At 64.7% G+C, this 19,831-nt stretch carries 14 protein-coding genes; 7 read left to right on the top strand and 7 right to left on the bottom strand.

Annotation, left to right across the window (positions count from 1 at the left end; translation table 11 throughout):
• Positions 1 to 2 precede the first annotated feature (2 nt).
• The 4 genes from rpsP (at position 3) to rplS (ending at position 2,333) form a co-directional block, all read left to right on the top strand.
• Positions 3 to 254 carry a 30S ribosomal protein S16 gene (gene rpsP / locus RT460_RS17755; protein WP_313320877.1) on the top strand — a complete coding sequence of 84 codons (252 nt, stop codon included), beginning with the start codon at positions 3 to 5 and terminating at the stop codon, positions 252 to 254.
• A gap of 41 nt (positions 255 to 295) precedes the next feature.
• Positions 296 to 811, top strand: a complete 516-nt coding sequence (gene rimM / locus RT460_RS17760; RefSeq protein ID WP_313320879.1) for a ribosome maturation factor RimM — start codon at positions 296 to 298, stop codon at positions 809 to 811.
• Between the two features lie 201 nt (positions 812 to 1,012).
• Complete coding sequence (gene trmD / locus RT460_RS17765) at positions 1,013 to 1,792, top strand: tRNA (guanosine(37)-N1)-methyltransferase TrmD (RefSeq protein ID WP_313320881.1); 780 nt, start codon at positions 1,013 to 1,015, stop codon at positions 1,790 to 1,792.
• Between the two features lie 133 nt (positions 1,793 to 1,925).
• The gene (rplS, locus tag RT460_RS17770) at positions 1,926 to 2,333 is read left to right on the top strand and encodes a 50S ribosomal protein L19 (protein ID WP_293716960.1); all 408 of its coding nucleotides are present in this window, start codon (positions 1,926 to 1,928) and stop codon (positions 2,331 to 2,333) included.
• Between the two features lie 454 nt (positions 2,334 to 2,787).
• Here rplS and RT460_RS17775 read toward each other — a convergent pair whose 3' ends face one another.
• From RT460_RS17775 to RT460_RS17800, 6 genes are all read right to left on the bottom strand, one after another.
• Positions 2,788 to 4,587: an MFS transporter gene (locus RT460_RS17775; protein WP_313320883.1), complete on the bottom strand. Its 1,800-nt coding sequence runs from the start codon at positions 4,585 to 4,587 to the stop codon at positions 2,788 to 2,790.
• A gap of 134 nt (positions 4,588 to 4,721) precedes the next feature.
• Positions 4,722 to 5,834 carry an N-acetylglucosamine-6-phosphate deacetylase gene (gene nagA / locus RT460_RS17780; RefSeq protein WP_313320885.1) on the bottom strand — a complete coding sequence of 371 codons (1,113 nt, stop codon included), beginning with the start codon at positions 5,832 to 5,834 and terminating at the stop codon, positions 4,722 to 4,724.
• Positions 5,831 to 6,607: a DeoR family transcriptional regulator gene (locus tag RT460_RS17785; RefSeq protein WP_313320887.1), complete on the bottom strand. Its 777-nt coding sequence runs from the start codon at positions 6,605 to 6,607 to the stop codon at positions 5,831 to 5,833. The genes nagA and RT460_RS17785 overlap by 4 nt, the downstream gene beginning before the upstream one ends.
• Before the next feature lie 33 nt (positions 6,608 to 6,640).
• Positions 6,641 to 7,975 (bottom strand): D-tagatose-bisphosphate aldolase, class II, non-catalytic subunit, encoded by a 1,335-nt coding sequence (locus tag RT460_RS17790; protein WP_313320889.1) that lies wholly within the window; start codon positions 7,973 to 7,975, stop codon positions 6,641 to 6,643.
• A 2-nt stretch (positions 7,976 to 7,977) separates the two neighbouring features.
• A complete protein-coding gene (locus tag RT460_RS17795) occupies positions 7,978 to 8,928 on the bottom strand; it encodes an ROK family protein (protein WP_313320891.1) in 951 nt (316 codons plus the stop codon).
• Complete coding sequence (locus RT460_RS17800) at positions 8,921 to 10,075, bottom strand: SIS domain-containing protein (RefSeq protein ID WP_313320893.1); 1,155 nt, start codon at positions 10,073 to 10,075, stop codon at positions 8,921 to 8,923. The genes RT460_RS17795 and RT460_RS17800 overlap by 8 nt, the downstream gene beginning before the upstream one ends.
• Before the next feature lie 317 nt (positions 10,076 to 10,392).
• On the opposite strand from RT460_RS17800, the gene RT460_RS17805 reads away from it, so the two are divergent.
• The 3 genes from RT460_RS17805 to RT460_RS17815 all read left to right on the top strand — a co-directional run bounded on the left by RT460_RS17805 (position 10,393) and on the right by RT460_RS17815 (position 18,321).
• Complete coding sequence (locus tag RT460_RS17805) at positions 10,393 to 13,755, top strand: TIM-barrel domain-containing protein (protein WP_313320895.1); 3,363 nt, start codon at positions 10,393 to 10,395, stop codon at positions 13,753 to 13,755.
• A 122-nt stretch (positions 13,756 to 13,877) separates the two neighbouring features.
• The gene (locus RT460_RS17810; protein ID WP_313320897.1) at positions 13,878 to 16,859 is read left to right on the top strand and encodes a TonB-dependent receptor; all 2,982 of its coding nucleotides are present in this window, start codon (positions 13,878 to 13,880) and stop codon (positions 16,857 to 16,859) included.
• Positions 16,860 to 16,965: 106 nt separating this feature from the next.
• On the top strand, positions 16,966 to 18,321 hold the full coding sequence (locus RT460_RS17815; protein ID WP_313320899.1) for a Gfo/Idh/MocA family oxidoreductase: 1,356 nt from the start codon (positions 16,966 to 16,968) through the stop codon (positions 18,319 to 18,321).
• Positions 18,322 to 18,550: 229 nt separating this feature from the next.
• Here RT460_RS17815 and RT460_RS17820 read toward each other — a convergent pair.
• On the bottom strand, positions 18,551 to 19,831 hold a 1,281-nt coding region (locus tag RT460_RS17820), incomplete at its 5' end, for an MATE family efflux transporter (protein ID WP_313320901.1).

A 19,831-nucleotide genomic window follows, 5' to 3' on the forward strand; every position in this document is an offset into this window, starting at 1 on the left:
AGATTCGACTGACCCGCGGCGGCGCCAAGAAGCGTCCGTTCTACCACATCATCGTTACCGACGTCCGTAGCGCCCGCGACGGCCGCAACATCGAGCGCGTCGGCTACTACAACCCGGTTGCCCAGGGTGCTGAACAGCGCGTTGTGCTGGACATCCCGGCCGTCGACAAGTGGGTTGCCAACGGCGCTCAGCTGACCGACAAGGTTCGCAACCTGTACAAGGAAGCGACCAAGGCCCAGGCCACCGCGGCCTGATCCTGACGGGCCGCGCGTAAGCGCGGCCCGACTGTTTAGTCATGAAGAAAGATATCGAGCGCCGGATCCTGCTGGGCAGGGTTGCCGGCGCTTTTGGTGTGCGCGGCGAAATAAAGCTTGAGTCCTGGACCGAGCCACGTTCCGCCATTTTCAAATACCAGCCGTGGATCCTGCGTACCCCTGCGGGGCAGGAGTCGGAGCTGTCCGGCGTGCGTGGTCGTGAATCGGGCAAGAACCTGATCGCGAACTTCCCGGACGTGACCGACCGTGACGTGGTCGAGGCCATGCGCGGCACCGAGATCTACATCGCGCGTAGCGCCTTGCCGCCGCCGAGCCCGGACGAATATTACTGGGTGGATCTGGAAGGCCTGGACGTGCAGACCGTGGACGGCGTCAAGCTGGGCGTGGCCTCGCACCTGTTCAATACCGGCTCCAACGATGTGTTGGTGGTACGTGGCGACCGTGAGCGGATGGTGCCGTTCGTGATGGATGACTTCATCAAGTCGGTGGATTTCGAAGCCAACCTGATCGTGGTTGACTGGGATCCGGAGTTCTGAAAACCGGCGGAATCCTGAGGTTGGGAGTGGGATCTGCAAAGCGGGGACAATGCTGTTCTGGCATTGCTGGCCTTTCCACCAGCATCGCGCGAGCGTTGATTCCAGCCTTTGCCAGTCCCGGTATGCCCCCGCCACCGAGCCCCCGTTTTTACCAATCCCGACTCCCGAATCCCCAATCTCGCTTCCCCAATCCCCACCACAATGCGCATTGATGTCATCAGCCTGTTCCCGGAGTTCCTTGCCCAATCGGCCGCGCTGGGCGTGGTCGGGCGTGCACAGGAGCGGGGCTTGCTGGAACTGCACGGCTGGAATCCGCGTGACTACGCCGAGGGCAACTATCGGCGGGTGGACGACCGTCCGTTCGGTGGCGGCCCGGGCATGGTGATGCTGATTGAGCCGCTGCGCGCGGCACTGGCGGCGGCGCGTGCCGCTGACCCAGCGCCGGCGCCGCTGATCTACCTCAGTCCGCAGGGCCGTCCGCTGGACCAGGCCAAGGTTCGCGAGCTGGCCGCGTTGCCGCGGATGATCCTGCTGTGCGGTCGCTACGAAGGCGTGGATGAGCGCTTCCTGGCCGGTGAGGTGGACGAGGAGATCTCCATCGGCGATTACGTGCTGTCCGGCGGTGAGCTGGGGGCGGCGGTGATCATCGACGCGGTCACCCGTCTGCAGGAAGGTGCCTTGAACGATGCCGAATCGGCCGTCCAGGACAGTTTTGAAGGTGACGGCCTGCTGGATTGCCCGCATTACAGCCATCCGGCCAGCCATGTGCTGGGCGACGTGCCAGACGTGCTGCGCTCCGGTAACCATGCGGCCATTGCTGCCTGGCGCCGGCAGCAGTCACTGCTGCGCACCTCGCTGCGGCGCCCCGATCTGCTGGACGAAGCCCGTTTGAACAAGGTTGATCGCAAGTTGCTGGCCGAAGCCCGGCAGGCGCTTGCTGATTCGTTCAAGCAAGCTACTGGCGCCGAGGGCGACCAGTAGGTTAGAATTGCGAGTTCCCGTTGGCTGAATGGCCTTCGTGGAGCCAGAACAATAACGTGCAGCGCAATCCGGCGACTGTATAAGCCTAAGCTGTCGATCCGACACGCCCACCCCGAACAATCGGTGTAACCCAATGAGCAAGCTGAACAAGTCCATCGTCGCGGAATTCGAATCCGCCCAGATCACCCGCGAACTGCCGAAGTTCAGCCAGGGCGACACCGTCGTGGTGAACGTGAAGGTCAAGGAGGGCAACCGTGAGCGCGTGCAGGCATACGAAGGCGTCGTGATCGGCACCAAGAATGCTGGCCTGAACTCCGCTTTCACCGTGCGCAAGATCTCGCACGGCTACGGCGTCGAGCGCGTTTTCCAGACCCACAGCGCCATCATCGACTCGGTCGAAGTGAAGCGCCGCGGTAAGGTTCGCGCCGGTAAGCTGTACTACCTGCGTGGCCTGGAAGGCAAGGCTGCCCGCATCAAGGAAGACTTGGCTGCTGCCCAGCAGGCCAAGGCTGCTCGTCTGGCCGCCAAGGCTGCCGAGTAATCCCGCCAACAGGCCCCGCCTGTTTGCAGCAACGGCCACCTTCGGGTGGCCGTTTGCGTTTGGGGGTGGCGTAGAGGCGCAGAAGCTTAGGAGCGTAGAAGCTTAGGAGCGTAGAAGCGTAGAAGCGTAGAAGCGTAGAAGCGTAGAAGCGTAGAAGCCCCCTCATCCACCCTTCGGGCACCTTCTCCCGCATGCGGGAGAAGGGATAGCTGGCATTGCTATCCGCTCGTGCATTGCTTGCGTTCCGGCTTGCGCTCTGGCTTGTGCTTTGGCTTTGGCTTTGGCTTTGGCTTTGGCTTGCGCTCTGGCTTGTGCTCTGCGCGGCCAACCATCAAGCAGCAGAAAAGCCTGGCAGTCCCTTCTCCCGCAAGCGGGAGAAGGTGCCCGGAGGGCGGATGAGGGCGCTTTTGCCCTGCGCTTGCTTATGCCGTTGCCGCTACCGCTGAAACAGGACTCAGCGAAAATGCGCCTCGATCTGCTCCAGCGTCTTGCCCTTGGTCTCCGGCAACCAGAACGCAGCGATCAGGAAGAACGCGAACGTACACGCGGCCCAGAACAGGAACATGCTGGCATAGCCGTAATGCCCAACCGTCGGCAGGAACACCGCCGCAATCGTGGTCGACACGAACTGGTTGATCAGCAGCGCGATGCTCATGCCATTGGAGCGGATCCGGTTCGGCATAAGCTCCGACAAGGCCAGCCACACGCACACACCCGGGCCCACCGCAAAGAACGCGACGAATACCAGGATGCAGGCCGCCACCGCCCAGCCATGCGAAGCGGGCGGCACCGGGCCGATCCAGGCTTGCTCGATGCGCAGCGGTGCATTGGCGGCGGTGCTCGGATCGGGGAACGGATTCAAATGCAGGCCACGGAAGAAATGACCAATCACGCTATCCCCGCGCACGGTGGTCGCGCGTTCGATCAGCAACTGTTGGTCGCTGGGGTTGTCACTGCGCAGTGAGCGCACGTCGCTGAAACCGCCGTAGGTCCACGATACCGTCAGCTGCATCGGTTGCTCGCCCTGGCTGCGGGTGCCGGCCAGCTGATGCCACTGCTCCGGATCCAACTGCAACTGCAGGCCATCGGCCTGTACCGCGTGCTGCAACGCCGGCTGCACATCGGCGCGGCCCTGCTCGGCCTTGAAGAACAGCATGGCTGCCGCCAACAGGGCCAGGCAGATACCGCCGCTGCCCAGCATCAACAGGAATTTGCGGCCCTTGCGGTCCACCAGGAACAAGGCCACCAGCGTCATGATCACGTTGAGCAGCTTGATCGCCACGTCCGCGCCATTGGCGGCAGCACCGGGCAAGCCGGCCTGGTTGAGGATGTTGACTGCGTAAGCGAGCACCGAGTTGATGCCGGTGGCCTGGGTGAACGCCAATACCAGGCAGGCCAGTACGAACGGCACCATGTAGCGGCGGCTGAAAAGACGGTCACGCTCGCCTTCGGCTTTTGCGATGACCGGGTTCTGGATCTGCGCCAGCGTGGTTTCCACCTGTGAGGCCGGCAAGGTTGCCTGCAGGCCGCGGCGTGCGGCATCGATGCGGCCACGACGTACCAGCCAGCGCGGTGATTCGTTGAGCCAGAACACGCCGATGCAGAACACCACACCGGGCAGCAGGCAGCTCCAGAAAATCGTGCGCCAAGCCTGGTCCTTCACCGCGAACAGGTGCTGTGCCTGCTGCACCAGTGGCAGGTTGCGCACCGACTCGGTCGCCGCGTCCACCGAATGCGCCTGATACAGGCCAATCAGTGCCGCCAGCACCAGGCCGATGGTCAGCAGCAGCTGGAACATCGCCGCGCCGCGACCGCGTCGCTCCGGGCCCAGCACCTCCGCCAGGTACAGCGGCACCACCACACCGATCAAACCACCGCTGATGCCTTGCAGCAGGCGTCCCAGCAGCAACGGCGTATAGCCCGAGGCCAGCGCCATGATCGGGATGCTCAGGGTGAACAACACGCCGGCCAGCAGCATCGCGCCACGCCGGCCGATCAGGTCGGCGACCATGCCGGCGAACAAGGAGGACAACACGCTGCCCAGCAGTACCGCCGCCACCACGAAGCCCATCTGCTGGCTGCTCAGCTGCCAGGCATGGCTGGCGGTGGCTTCCAGGTAGGGCAGGGCGCCGGCGATGATGCCGATGTCGATGCCGTACAGCAGGCCACCCAGGCCGGCGATGAAAAGCAGGTAGCGCACCGGCCAACGCGGCGCGATGTCGGTGGCGGGCACTGCAAACGTGGTGTCAGTCATCGGCGCGTTCCTGGGGCAAGATTTCGTAGTGCCGAGCCATGCTCGGCTGCACTTCGCTCCGGCGTTTGCGCTGCCGGACCGCGCCGCGCATCCGCGCGGTATGCCGAGCATGGCTCGGCACTACATGTAGCGGGTCAGTTCGGATCGACCGGATGGCCGGCTATCCACACTTGTTGCAGTTGCAGGTGCGGGTCCAGCACCACCATGTCGGCACGCAGGCCGGGGGCGATGCGGCCACGGTCTTCCAGGCCCAGATAATCGGCCTGGATGGTGGAAACACGTTGCGAGGCATCGGCCAGGTCCAGGCCGACATCGACCAGGTTGCGCAGCGCCTGATCCATGGTCAGTGCGCTGCCAGCCAGCGAGCCGCTGGACAGCCGCACGCAGCCCATGCACTTGTGCACGCGTTGCTCGCCCAGCGCGTATTCGCCATCGGGCATGCCGGTGGCGGCGGTGGCATCGGTGACCGCATACAGGCGCGGGATAGCGCGCACAGCCATGCGGATGGTGCCGCGATGCACGTGTTGCAGGTCGGGAATCAGTTCGGCGTACTCGGCATGCGCCAAGGCGGCAGCGGCAATGCCGGGCTTGTAGTGATCAACGCCGGTCATGCCGTTGAACAGGTGGGTGAAGCCGCTGGCACCGGCCTGCAATGCGGCCACTGCATCTTCATACGTACCCGCGCTGTGGCCGACCTGCACGCGGATGCCCATCGCCGCCAGGGCGGGGATAAGGGCCGTGTGCTGGCCGATCTCCGGTGCGATGGTCAACACCTTGATCGGTGCCAGTGCGTGCAGATGCTGCACCGATTCCAGCGTGGCTTCGAGCGTGCGCGGCGGTTGCGCGCCCAGCCGCTGCGGGCTGATGAAGGGGCCTTCCAGGTGCACGCCGATGATCTGCGCGGCATCGCTGTCCGGGGCGGCCATCACTGCTGCAACGCCGCGCAGGGCGTTCTCGATCTCGCCGTACTCGGCGGTCATGGTGGTGCCGAGCAGGGTGGTGGTGCCGTAGCGGGCGTGGGTATGTGCGATGCGGCGGGCGGCGTCACCGGCTTGCATCAGGTCCACGCCAGCGGCGCCATGCACATGCAGGTCGATGAAGCCGGGCAGGATGATCGGTAGATCGCCGCCATCACCGGCGTGGTCTTCCACCTCCAGCGTGCGCAGCTGCTGGTCGAAGTGGACGTGGCCGCGGCGCCAGCCCAGCGGGGTAAGGATGCGGCCGTAGAGGCTGCGGGTGTCGGTCATAACGGTGGCTCGGCGGTGATCACTTCGATGCCCTGACGCTGCAGCCCTTCGCGGGTTGCCTCGTCGATGCCAGGGTCGGTGATGATGGCGTGGATCTGGTCGAGGCGGGCGATGCGGTGCAGGCTGACACGGCCGAATTTGGAAGCGTCGGTCAGCACCACGATGCGGCGGGCGCGTTCGACCATGCGGTGGTTGAGGCGGGCTTCGGCTTCGTCATGGGTGGTCAGGCCGAACTGCAGGTCCAGGCCATCGACGCCCAGGAACAAGGTGTCGAAGCTGTACGAGGTCAGGCTGGCTTCGGCCTGGCTGCCCTGCAACGACAGCGATTGCTTGCGCAGCAATCCACCGGTCAGCAGCACATTCACCGCCGGCGCATTGGCCAGTTCCCAGGCGATGTTCAAGCCATTGGTCATCACCGTGACGTCGCGGTGATCGCGCAGATGCCGCGCCAGCGTCATGGTGGTGGAGCCGGAGTCGATGATGATGTTGTCGCCGGGCTGCACCAACTGCGCGGCGCGCATACCGATGGATTCCTTCAGCGACAGGTTCAGCGCATCCTTTTCGTGGATGTCCTGCTCCTGCGGCGGCATGCGCACCAGCGTGGCACCGCCGTGGGTGCGTGTGGCCAGGCCCTGTGCCTCGAAGTGGCCCAGGTCGGTGCGGATGGTCACCGCCGACACGCCGAACTGTTCAACCAGTTCGGCAACCTGCACCGCACCTTGGTCAATCAGGCGTTGCAGGATCTGCTGTCGGCGGGGACGGGTGTTGCGCATGGCCGGTACTCGTTTGCGTTGGAAAGGCCGAGATTAACCGTTCGCAAGGTTTGCGGCATGCAAACTTTCGCTTTGCTTGTGACTGCCGGCCTGGTTGGCGCTGCAGGCACGTGCATATTCGTCCAGGCATTGGCCGATGCGGTGCTGCACCAGCGCCGTCGGCGTGGCGGCCAGACGGCCTTCGCGCACGGCCAGGTACTGGCCGGGCAGGTATTGGCTGAGCAGCACCAGCGGCGGCGCATGCTGTTCCAGGTTGGCGAACAGGGTCTGCACGGCTTGCAGCAGTTCGGGTTCGCCCCAGTAATAACGGCAGCGGTCGCTGAAGGCATAGGCGCGCAGCAGGCGCAGGGTGGCTTCGTCGCCGTGGTAATGCGCCTGCCAGTTCTTCGGCTTGGCGACCATCACCTGTTCCAGCACCTGCGGCAGGTTGGAGCGTTGTGCTGGCGGCAGCAGCTCGGCCTCGATCGCGGCCAGGGCGAACAGTGCTTCGCGGTAGGCAAAGGTGGCGGCGGGGCCGACCTTGAGGATGGCGAAGTGGTCGCGCACCAGCGCATGCAGGCCAGATTCGCGCTGGTAATCGGTGGAGTGCGCTTCAAACACGATGCGCGGTTGCTGCTCCAGGAAGTCGGCCAGCGTTGCGGCGGCATCGGCGTCGTAGTCGTGCACGCTGCTGTGGTCGAAGTCCACGCCCGGTTGCACCACCATCGCGATCACGCGCTGCCAGGCATCGCGCAGTTCCGGCGTGTCGAAGGCCTGTTGGTGGATGGCCAAGGTCTGCGCGGCGGCGGCGGGCGTGGTCACGGCCAGTCCGCCGGCCAGCGAGGCTTCGCCACCGGGGATCGGCACTTCGGTACCAATCACGTAGACCGGTGGCGGCAGGCCGTGTGCCTTGGCGGTGGCTTCGGCGATAACCGCAAGCTCGGCCGAGCGCGCGGCCACCGTTGCATCGGGCAGCGGAGTGGGGTCATCGGCGCAGGACATGCTGCAGTCCAGGTGGATCTTGTGGAAACCCGCAGCGACATAGGCTTCGATCAATACGCGGGCGTTGGCCATCGCCTCGGCGGCGGGCTGCTTCTGCCAGGCGTTGGGACCGAGATGATCGCCGCCCAGGATCAAACGTTTGCGCGGGAAGCCTTCTTCATCGGCCAACTGCTGCACATAGTCGCGGTACTGCGGCGGGGTCATGCCGGTGTAACCGCCGAACTGGTCCACCTGGTTGGAGGTGGCTTCGATCAGCAGCACGGTGCCATGGCGCGCGGCCACATGCATCGCGGCGCGCAACACCTGTTCGTTGCTGCAGCAGACGCTGTACAGGCCGACGTTGTGGCCTTGGCGATGAGTGGCAAGCAGGGATTGCAGCGGTGACATGATCAGGCTCCCGGGGTGGAGTAGGCAGGTTGGCAGGCGAGCAGGGCGGCGCCACGGGCGCCACCGGCATCGCCGAAGCGCGGCGGCACGATGGGGGGCACTTCCACGCCGTTGAACAGATGTGTGGCGATGGCTGCAGGCAGCTGCTGGTACAGCGGTGCGTACTGCGACAGACCGCCGCCCAGCACGATGACGTGCGGGTCCAGCGCAAGGATCAAGGCGGCAAAGCTGTGGCCCAGCAGATCGCGGTGGATGTCCAGCGCCTGGATCGCGCGGGCATCACCGGCTTCGGCCAGGGCAATGACATCACTGGCATTGGCGGCGGTGCCGCCAAGGTGGCGTTCGATCATCGCCACGCCGCTGCCGGAGACATAGCGCTCCACGCAACCGCGCAGGCCGCAACCGCAATCCAGCAATGGCAATGCGTGGCGTTGCAGCAGGTTGGCCGGCACGCTCCAGTGGCCCCATTCGCCGGCCAGGCCGTTGAAGCCGCCGACCAGCTTGCCGTGCAGGCAGTAGCCGCCGCCGGCCCCGGTGCCGAGGATGGCGCCGAACATGCTGGGATAACCCTCCGCGGCGCCGCCATGCGCTTCGGACAAGGCGAAGCATTGCAGGTCGTTGCCGAAATGCAGCGGCCGCTGCAGGCGTGCCTGCAGATCGGCGCTGACCTGTTGCCCGGTCAATGCGGGAACATTGGCACTGAGTTGGCGACCACTGCGGCGTTCGCGCACGCCAGGCAGGGCGATACCGATTGCCTCCGCGCGCTGGCCGAGTTCGGCATCAGCATTGGCCACCAGCGTTTCAACCGCTTGCAGGAAGCCGTTGTAGTCGCCCTGTGGTGTGGCGATGCGCTTGCGCCACGCAACCTGCAGGGCGGCATCGCAGGCCACCAGTTCGATCTTGGTGCCGCCGATGTCGATGCCGTAACAGGCTGGGGCGCGGGGATCAGCCATGGTGGATGGTGACGCCCTTGACCACGCGGTTGACGGTGCCGTCCGGGAACGGGTTGTCCGGGGTCAGGCCCAGCGCGGCCGAGCGTTGCAATGCATACAACTGCGCGAACGGCAGCCACACCGGTGCCAGCCAGGCATCGGGCAGGGCCGGTACCGGCAGGGTGAACTCATCATTGGCACCGATATCCGAATGCGGGCCGATCGCCAGCACCTTGCCGGCAACACCGTCGCCGCGCAGTTCTTCCAGCAGGTCCTGCTCGTAGCGGCGCGCCAGCGGTTCAACGCTGCGCAACACGACCACGAGGGTGTCGCCATTGAGCGTGGACTTGGGGCCATGGCGGAAGCCCAGCGGGGTGTTGGCCAACGCCAGCACGCGACCGGCGGTGAGTTCGAGCACCTTCAACGCGGCTTCGCGCGCCAGTGCTTCCAGCGGGCCACTGGCCAGGTAGATCACGCGGTTGTACGGCTGCGCTGCCAAGGCGGCGACCGCCGCATCCCAGTTGTCCAGGCCCTGGCGCGCGAGTGCGGCAACCTGCTGCAGGCGTTGGATGCGCTCGGCCCACGGCGCGCTGTCGAACACGCTCAATGCGGTCAACAGCATGCAGCTCAGGCTGCTGGTCATGGCGAAGGCGCGGTCGCAGCTCGCAGCCGGCATCAGCAGAGTGCAGGTGTCCGCGCGGCCGGCGCCACGACGCGCCAGTTCGCCATCGGCATTGCAGGTGATGTCCAGGAAGCGGGCGTCGTCCACATCGGCGCGCACCCGGTCCACCGCGGCCACGCTTTCCGGGCTGGAACCGCTGCGGCCGAACGACACCAGCAGGGTCGGGCGATCACGCTGCAGGTACAGCGCGGGATGGGTGAGCAGGCTGGTGGTGTGCACGGCGCGTACTTCGGCGGGCCATTGCGCATTGATCGTGTCGGCCACCATCTCGGCGATGAAGCCGGAGCTGCCGGCGCCGGTGAAGATCACCAACTGGCGCGGATCGGACAGGCGTTGGCCAAGGAAATCCTGCAGGCGCGCGGCGGCCTGATGCAGGTCGCTGGCAAGGGTTTCCCACAGCGCAGGCTGCTGCGCGATTTCGGTGGCGGTATCGGCTCCGCCCAGGCGCTGCCAGGCGGTCAGATCGTGAAGCAGGGTGGCATCCATGTGTGGTTCCTGATTGGCCAGCGCACCATCTGTGTTTTCTTTCGAAATGTCAAATAGCGAAAGCAAAACGAAAGAAAGTTTCTCAAAGACCTTCCTCGCCCTGGGAATCGTCCCAAGCGAAAGATTTCCTGCGAAACGCTTTCGCAGCAATGAATACGGAGAAAGGGTGGATGTGAAACTTGGTGCCCTGCAGCATCTTTCGTTTGTAAGAAATCTTACTTACTTTTGGCTTTCATTTTGTTGACATCTTTCGATTTACTGCCCTAGAGTCGGCCGCACTGGGTTTCGAAACCCCCGTTGAACGGCTTGGAGGCAAGGTGGAACACTGCGTTCGTCAATCGCCGCTGTTGCTGGCCCTGCTGGCGGCGTTGTTGTCGCCGGCACTGCCTGCCCATGCTGAGCCCATCGGCAACCTGCGGTCGATCACCGCCGCCGACAGCGGCGATGGTGCGCGGGCGTGGAATCTTGTCAGTGACAACGGCAGTGCCCTGCGCATTGAGGTGCCGGCCAACGACATCGTGCGCGTGCAGGCCGGCCGCAACGGCAAGCTGACCGGCGCAGGCGACAAGGCCGCGCCCATCGTGCTGCCGCAGGCCGTGCAGCACGTACAGGCGCAGTTGGAGGAAGACGCCCAGGAAATCCGCGTGCGTACCCCGGCATTCGTGCTGCATGTGCAGCGCCAGCCGCTGCAGCTGCGCCTTGAGCGGCTCGACGGTGGCCAGGCGCAGCCGCTGTGGCAGGAACAGCAGCCGCTGGACCTGGCCGCCGAACAAAGCGTGCAGGTGCTGTCCTCGCAGCCCGATGAAGCTTTTTACGGCGGCGGCCAACAGAACGGGCGTTTCCAGTTCAAGGGCCGCGAGCTTGAGGTGTCCTATTCCGGTGGTTGGGAAGAGGGCGACCGCCCCAGTCCGGCCCCCATGCTGCTCAGCTCACGTGGCTGGGGCATGTTGCGCAATACCTGGAGTGACGGCAGCTACGACCTGCGCCAACCGGATCAAGCCACGCTGCTGCATCGGGAAGACCGCTTCGACGCGTATTACTTCGTCGGCAAGGACCTGCCGCAGCTGCTGGAGCGCTACACGCAACTGACCGGGCGGCCAAACATGGTCGCGCGCTGGGCGTTGTCCTACGGCGATGCCGATTGCTACAACGATGGCGACAACGTCAAGAAGCCCGGCACCGTGCCCGAGGGCTGGAGTGACGGCCCCACCGGCACGACCATCGACGTGGTCGACAGCGTGGCCGCGAAGTACCGCGAAAACGATATGCCCGGCGGCTGGATCCTGCCCAACGATGGCTACGGCTGCGGTTACAAGCAGCTGCCGGAGACCGTGCAGGGGCTGGCGCGCTATGGCTTCAAGACCGGCCTGTGGACCGAGAACGGCGTCGACAAGATCGCCTGGGAAGTAGGCAAGGCCGGCACCCGCGTGCAGAAGCTGGACGTGGCCTGGACCGGCAAGGGCTATCAGTTCGCGATGGACGCCAACCAGCAGGCCTTCAACGGCATCCTGGACAACTCCGACTCGCGCCCGTTCCTGTGGACGGTGATGGGCTGGGCCGGCATCCAGCGCTATGCGGTGGCCTGGACCGGCGACCAGAGCAGCAGTTGGGACTATATCCGCTGGCACGTGCCGACCCTGGTGGGTTCCGGTTTGTCCGGCATGGCGTATGCCACTGGCGACGTCGATGCGATCTTTGGCGGCAGCGCCGAAACCTTCACCCGCGACCTGCAGTGGAAAACCTTCACGCCGGTGCTGATGGGCATGTCGGGCTGGTCGTCGAATGCACGCAAGCATCCGTGGGCCTTCGATGAACCGTATCGCTCGATCAACCGCGACTACCTCAAGCTGAAAATGCGCCTGACCCCGTACATGTACGGCCTGGTGCATGACGCGGCGCAAACCGGCGCACCGCCCGTGCGCGGGCTGATGTGGGACTACCCGCAGGACCCGCACGCGCAGGACGAAACCTACAAGTATCAATTCCTGCTCGGCCCTGACCTGTTGGTTGCGCCGGTGTATCGCAGCCAGGCTGCCAGCCGTGGCTGGCGCCGCGACATCCATCTGCCCGCCGGTGGCTGGTACGACTATTGGGATGGCCGCCATGTGCAGGCTGATGCGGCCGGGCGCCAGCTGGATCGCCAGGTGGACCTGGCAACGCTGCCGGTGTTCGTGCGTGCCGGCGCCATCCTGCCGATGTATCCGGAGATGCTGTTCGACGGCCAAAAGCCCTTGGACGAAGTGAGCTTCGACCTGTATCCGCAGGGCGATTCCAGCTACACGCTGTATGAAGACGACGGCAGCACCCGCCGCTACCAGAAGGGCGAGTCCAGCACGCAGCAGATCCGCGTGCAGGCACCGACGCAGGGCAGTGGCCCGGTGCAGGTCGCGATCGCACCGGTGCAGGGCGAGTATCAAGGCCAGTTGGCGCAGCGGCGCTATGGTCTGCGCGTACTAAACCGTGCCGCGCCCACCAACGTGCAGCAGGATGGCCGCGCGCTGCCGCAGCTGGCCGATGCCGCTGCACTGCAGTCGGCAGCGGAAGGTTGGTACTTCGATGCCGGTGAGCGCAAGGGTACCTTGCACGTACGCACCGCCAGCCAGGACATCCGCAAGCCGCTGCAGCTGCAGTTGGATTTCCCGGTTGCCGCGGCGCTGGCCGACGATACCTTCGCCAGCGCACCGGAGCTCGGCCGCGCGCTGCCTTCTGACAGCCTGCTGGTGGTCAACCGTCCGGCCGAAGAACCCGGACATCCGCTGGAAAATGCCTTCGACGACGATCCCGGCACCTGGTTCCGCAGCGTGCGCAACCAGGCCATCCGCACCGGTGCCCACGAATGGGTGGTGGGCTTTGGCGAGCGCAAGCTGATCGACGGCATTGAACTGGCACCGCGCAACGACAAGAACTGGAAGCACGGCCAGGTACGCGATTACGAAATCTACATGGGCGACAGCAATGGCGAATGGGGTGAGCCCATCGCACGTGGCCACCTGCAGCTGAAGGAGGGCGTGCAGCGCATCGACTTCCCGGCCCATGCCGGCCGCCTGCTGCGCTTCCGCGTACTCAGCGTGCAGAACCCCGAAGGCGATGGCGCCAGCGCCACCGACCCAATGGTGACGGCGGCGCAGGGCAATGCTGCACGTGCAGTGGATGCACTGCAGCCGCGTGACGTTGGCCCGATTGCGCTGTCCACCTTCCATATCCTCGAGCAGCAAACGGCCGAGCGGCCGGCGCGGCAGCAATACCTCTCCCAGCTGCCGCTGCCGGCCGCGTTGGCCGCCCAGGTACACGCGGACCGCTCCTTCGCCGCCGATGTGCCGATGCGCATGAACGGCCTGCAGTTCCGCCGCGGCCTGGGCGTCGCTGCGAACAGTCGCATCGACATGAACCTGAAGGGCCAATGGAAGACGCTGCGCGCCGACCTTGGCGTCGATGACCAATGCCGCCAGGCCGGTGGCCTGCAGTTCCAGGTGTGGGGCGATGACCGCCTGCTTTACGACAGCGGCCTGGTCAAGGCGCCGGGCGTGGTCAAGCCGGAGCTGGATATCCGTGGTCTGTCCCGACTGAGCCTGCGCACCTTGGGCGCGCAGGGCAACCAACCCTCCCAGGTCTGCGCCAACTGGGCCAATGCCGTGCTGATCGGCGAGGAGGGCGATTCCGCCGACATCCTCGCGCCATGACCCACCCGTAACACCGCTCTTCCCCCGGAATACCCCGGCTACGGCGCCATGCCCGTGGCACGGGATCGCTTTGCCCGCTGATTGTTGATTTTTTTGCGTGCCTTTTGCCAGGAGAGAACCCGATGTTGCCAGCCAATCGCAGTGCCAAACGCTGTTTGCCAGCCCCCCTATCGTTGGCTGTCGCCAGCGTGTTGTTTGCCATCGCCACACCTGCCTTCGCCCAGGACAGCAGCGGCAAGGAAAAGGATAAAGAGAAGGCCACCGAGCTGGCCCGCGTCGAAGTCACCGGTTCCAATATCCGTCGTACCGATGTGGAAACCGCATCGCCGGTACAGGTGATCAGCAAGCAGGACATCGAGAACATGGGTGCGCGCACCTTGCTGCAGGTGCTCGACAACCTGCCTGCCGCGCGCCCGGGCCAGGTCGATTCCAAATCGCTGTTCACCGGTTCGGACGGTGCTTCGCAAGCCAACCTGCGTGGCCTCGGCGCGCAGGGCACGCTGGTGCTGCTCAACGGCCGCCGCCTGTCGTACTACGGCGCCCCGGCGGGCTTCCAGACCCAGTTCGTCAATATCGACTCCATCCCCGCTGCGGTGATCGAGCGTATGGAAGTGCTGACCGACGGTGCGTCGGCGGTGTACGGCACCGATGCGGTGGCCGGCGTCATCAACGTCATCACCAAGAGCAGCTACCAGGGCCTGGAAGTCAGCGGCACCTGGGACACCGCGCCGCGCTTTGATTCCTACGATGAAAAGCAGGCCAGCGTGACCGGCGGTTTCGGCGACATGGATGAGGACGGCTACAACGTCTACGGCAGCGTCAACCTGTATGAGCGCGCCGGCATCCCCAACCGCGAGTGGTACCTGAAGCACCCGAAGCAGTACTACGCCAACAACCCGGACTACATCAAGAACCTGCGCCTGGATACCGGCAGTGCACCCGGGGTGTTCAATCCCGGCTATTACTACGCCATCGACCCGGTCACCAAGGCGCGCGTGGACGAAGCCGCGCCCGGCTGCGAGAACGTGCTGCAGGTTGCCACCGGCACCCGCTGCATCTGGCAGGACTGGATGACCAGCCAGATCAACGGTGGTGCTGATTCCAAGCGCGTGACGGCCTATGTCAACGGCCACTTCCGCGTCAGCGATACCACCGAGGCGTTTGCCGAGCTGACCTATACCGACATCGACCTGCGCGCCAACGGCGGCACGCCGCGCGCCTATGGCACCACCACCGGCAATCCGCAGAGCTGGTTCTCGCGCAATACCGGCAATACCGTCAACCAGTTCCTGACGCCGTGGCTGGGCCCGAACAACGAATACAACCACGCCAGCCCGGAATTGAAAGCCTTGATGGGCGGCGTGGTTGGCCTGGGCTATCTGCTGCAGGACGTGGGCGGCAACCACTTCGGCCAGCGCAATACCGACAAGAGCTACCGTGCCGTCGCCGGTCTGCGTGGCAACGTGGGTGACTGGAACTGGGAGACCGCGTTCGCCACCGCAGGTTCGCATTCGGTGACCTACCAGACCACCAACGTGAACCTGAAGGGCTTCGAGAAAGCGTTTGGCCCGTACACCATTGATCCGGGCACCGGCCGCGTCATCATCTCCGATCACCCGGCGTACAAGTTCGGTGAGATCAGCGAGGCCAACGCGGCGCTGATCCGCGAAGCCTTCCCGACCTTCGACATCCAGTCGTGGACGCGCCTGCATACCTTGGACGGCAAGATCGAAGGCCCGCTGTTCAACCTGCCCGCCGGTGAAGTGCGTGCGGCATTCGGTTTCAATGCCACTCGTGAGACCTTCTACACGCCGGGCAACCCGGACGCCGCCAATGGCCTGATCACCCAGCAGGGTGGCTCGTGGTTCGACGGCAAGCGCAACACCTATGCGATCTTCGGCGAGGCGGTGGCACCGCTGACCGACAAGTTGGAAATGGACCTGGCCTTGCGCCTGGACAAGTACCCCGGTTTCAGCGCCAATGCCGCGCCCAAGATCGGCCTGAAGTACCAGGCGCTGCCGCAGCTGATGCTGCGGGGTACCTATTCGGAAGGCTTCCGTGCACCCAGCCTGGCCGAAGCCGGTAGCGGCGGCGTATACGCGCAGATTGGTGGTTATCGCGACGAAACCCGTTGTGCGGAAACCAATGCCATTGCCGGCTTGTTGCGCCAGTCCAGCCGTGGCGTGGACAAGGACCTGGGCAACGCGTTGTGGAACAGCGACTGCAGCCGCAACGTGGCGCGCATGACCCAGCCGAACAAGGAGCTGAAGCCGGAGAAGGCCAAGATCGCGACCTTGGGCTTCGTGTTGGAACCGACCGATTGGCTGTCGGTGTCGGCGGACTACTGGTTTGTCTATCGTCGTGACGAAATCGTCGCGCCGGATTACAGCAAGCAGGAAGAGATCAGCGCGATGACGCGCTTCCCGATCACCGAGACCGACCTTGCCAACCTGGCCGCGCTGGCCAGCATGTGCAGCGATCCGGCCAGCGGCGTCACCTGTCCGTCGACCCTGCCGGGCTACAGCACCGGTAACGTTGCCAGCGTGATCGGCCAGTACCGCAACCGCGGCCGCACCCTGATCGATGGCTTCGATGTCGATGCGCGCGCGCGTTTCGATCTGGGCGAGTGGGGCCGCCTGACCACCGGCGTCGCCGCGACCATCGCCAACCGCAACATGTACAACTCCGACAACGGCGATGGCTGGTACTACGGCAATACCGTCGGCTATTACAACAACCCGCGCGTGCGTGCGACCTTCAACGCCAACTGGAACTACGGCAATTGGGACACCGGCTTCTACATCAACTATGTCGGCAAGACCAAGTGGGCGTATGACCGCATCGACCAGGAAGACAACAATGCCGAAACCTGCACCGGCAGCTACGTCAATGCCGGGCCCAAGCAGTGCCACGGCGCGCCGTCCTGGTGGACCGCAAACCTGAGTGTGAATTGGCAGGCAACCGAGCACCTCAGCGTGGGCGCAACGGTGAAGAACGTATTCAACCGCCTGCCGTTCTACGATCCGAACGACTGGATGAACTTCTCCGGTTATGCCAACAACTTCGGCCGTATCTACAGCCTGACTGCGACATACAAGTTCTGACCACAGATGGGCATTGCAAGCTCCCCTTCATGCATGGCATGAAGGGGAGGACGAAGCCCCAGCCGGTAGCCTGCTGCCGGCGCGATTCGATGAAAGAGGAAACACAATGAAACGTAGGGAATTCATCATGGCCAGTGCGGCCCTGGCCGCCACCAGCCTGCTGCCGGAAACCCCGGCCTGGGCTCGCGGCCGCAAGATGCGGCTGGGCGTGATCGGCACCGGCATGCGCGGCCAGGTGCTGCTGAAGGAGCTGGTACGCCGTGACGATGTGGAAGTGGTTGCGCTATGCGATATCGAGCCGATCATGCTGGGCCGGGCGATGGACATGGTGGCCAAGGCCGGCAAGCCGGCGCCGCAGGCCTACGGTGCCGACCGCGATGAGAACGCCTGGAAGCGTGTGCTGGAACAGCGCGGCGTGGATGGCGTGATCATTGCCACGCCATGGGAATGGCATGCGCCGATGGCCATCGCCGCCATGCAGGCCAAGATCGCCGTGGGCTGCGAAGTGGTGGCCGGCATCACCCTGCAGGACCATTGGGACGTGCTCAAGACCCAGCTGGAGACCGGCACCCCTTACATGCTGCTGGAGAACGTCTGCTACCGCCGTGACGTGATGGCGGCCCTGCAGATGGTGCGCGAAGGTTTGTTCGGCGAGCTGGTCCACCTGCAGGCCGGCTACCAGCACGATCTGCGCGGGGTGAAGTTCAACGACGGCACACCGGAGCATCCCTACGACAGCGGCGTTGAGTTCGGTGCCAAGGGCTGGTCGGAAGCACGTTGGCGTACCGAGCACTCGGTCAAGCGCAACGGCGAGCTGTATCCCAGCCACGGCATTGGTCCCTGCGCGATGTATACCGGCATCAACCGCGGCAACCGTTTCACCCACATCAACGCATTTGCCAGCAAGGCGCGTGGCCTGCACGAGTACACCGTGGCCAAGAGCGGTGGCACCACCCACCCCAGTACCAAGGTCAACTTCAAGCTGGGCGACATCGTCACCACCACGTTGGCCTGCCAGAACGGTGAGACCATCCTGTTGCAGCACGACACCTCACTGCCGCGCCCGTATTCGATGGGTTTCCGCGTGCAGGGCACCAAGGGTCTGTGGATGGACGTGAACCACGGCATCCACATTGAAGGCCGCAGCCCGCCGCACCAGTGGGAAGAGTTCAAGACCTACCAGGACCAGTTCGAGCATCCGTTGTGGAAGAAGAACGCGGACACCGCGGCGAGCGCCGGTCACGGCGGCATGGACTGGTTCGTGATCCACGCCTTCGTGGAAGCACTGAAGGCCAAGGCGCCGATGCCGATTGATATTTTCGATGCAGTGACCTGGAGTGCGATCACCCCGTTGTCCGAGCAGTCGATTGCCAATGGCTTCCAGACCCTGGAGTTCCCGGACTTCACCAACGGCTTGTGGCAGCAGCGCAAGCCGATCTTCGCCTTCGACGGCAACTACTAAGCCACCGGTAGTGCCGAGCCAGGCTCGGCAGAGGCTCTACAGATGTAACCAGGTAGCCCGGGTAAGCGCAGCGTACCCGGGGCCTTCCTCGCAGAACCCCGGGTGCGCTGCGCTTACCGGGGTTACGGTGTTGCCGACACTTCCCTTGCGCCGAAGGCGGAGGAGAGGGTTGGGGAGGGGTTGGCTTTTGGCCTTCCACGCATCGCCCGCTTCGCGGCTTACGCCGTTACTACCGCTCCATTTCCGGGTCGGGGTCGGCCACCGGCGAGGGCGGGGTGGCCGGCACTTCGGCTGGGGTGGCCTGGGCATGCTTCTCCAGGATCGTCGCCTTGCGCCAGTTACCCCAACGGTAATACGCCATGATCATCAGCATCGAACAGAAGGCGCTGACCGGGAAACTCCACCAGATCGCGTCGGCACCCATCATCGGCTGCAACCACAGCGCGAATGGCACGCGGATGCCCCACATTGCTACCGCCAGGATCAGCAGCGGCGGTACCACCGCACCGGTGGAACGCACCACGCCGGACAGCACGAAGTTGACACCAAAGAACAGGAACGACCACACCGCGATGTGGTTGAGGTGGCGGCCGATCTCCAGCGCATTGCTGGCCTCGGGCAGGAACAGCGCCAGGGTGCTGCGGTCCAGCAGGATGATCGGCGCGATCAAGGCGCCGGTCAGCAGGAAGTTGAACAGCACGCCGGTGCGCGCGGTGGCATCGACACGATCCCAACGGCCGGCGCCCACGTTCTGTGCGGCCATCGACGAGCACGCCGCGCCAATCGCCATCGCCGGCATCTGCACGTAGGTCCACAACTGCATGGCCGCACCGTAGGCCGATGCGGTATCCACGCCGTATCCGTTGACCATGCTGATCATCATGATCATTGCCAGCGAGATCAGGATCATCTGCAGGCCCATCGGCACGCCTTTGACGATCAGCGCCTTGAGGATGGTGGGGTCGATCTTCAGCAGGCCGATGTCCTTGCGGCCCAGCCACAGCATGTGCCGCTTGTTGCGCAGGTAGAGCATCAAGGCCGACAGCGACAAAGCCTGCGAGAAGAACGTAGCCCAGGCCGAGCCGGCGATGCCCAGCTCCGGGAAGGGACCGATGCCGAAGATCAGCAGCGGATTGAAGGCGATATCCAGCAGCACCGACAACAGCAGGAAACGGAACGGCGTGCGTGCATCGCCGGCACCGCGCAGGGCGGCGGTGATGAAGGCGAACGCATACAGCAAGGGCATCGCCAGGAAGATCACCTTCAGGTAGGCATCGGCCATCGGCAGCGATTCGGCCGGCGTGCCCATCGCCACCAGCAAGCGGTGCGACAGGAACCAGCCCAGCACTGCAATCACCGCAGACAGGCTGATGAAGAAGGTGGCGCTGGTGCCCATCACCCGCCGCGCCTGCGGCAGATCCTTGGCGCCTATCGACTGGCCGATCAGGATGGTGGCGGCCATGCCGATGCCGAACACCGAGCCGATCAGGAAGAACATGATGTTGTTGGC

The sequence above is a fragment of the Stenotrophomonas sp. genome, from assembly GCF_032061965.1.
In the GTDB taxonomy this organism is placed as follows: domain Bacteria; phylum Pseudomonadota; class Gammaproteobacteria; order Xanthomonadales; family Xanthomonadaceae; genus Stenotrophomonas.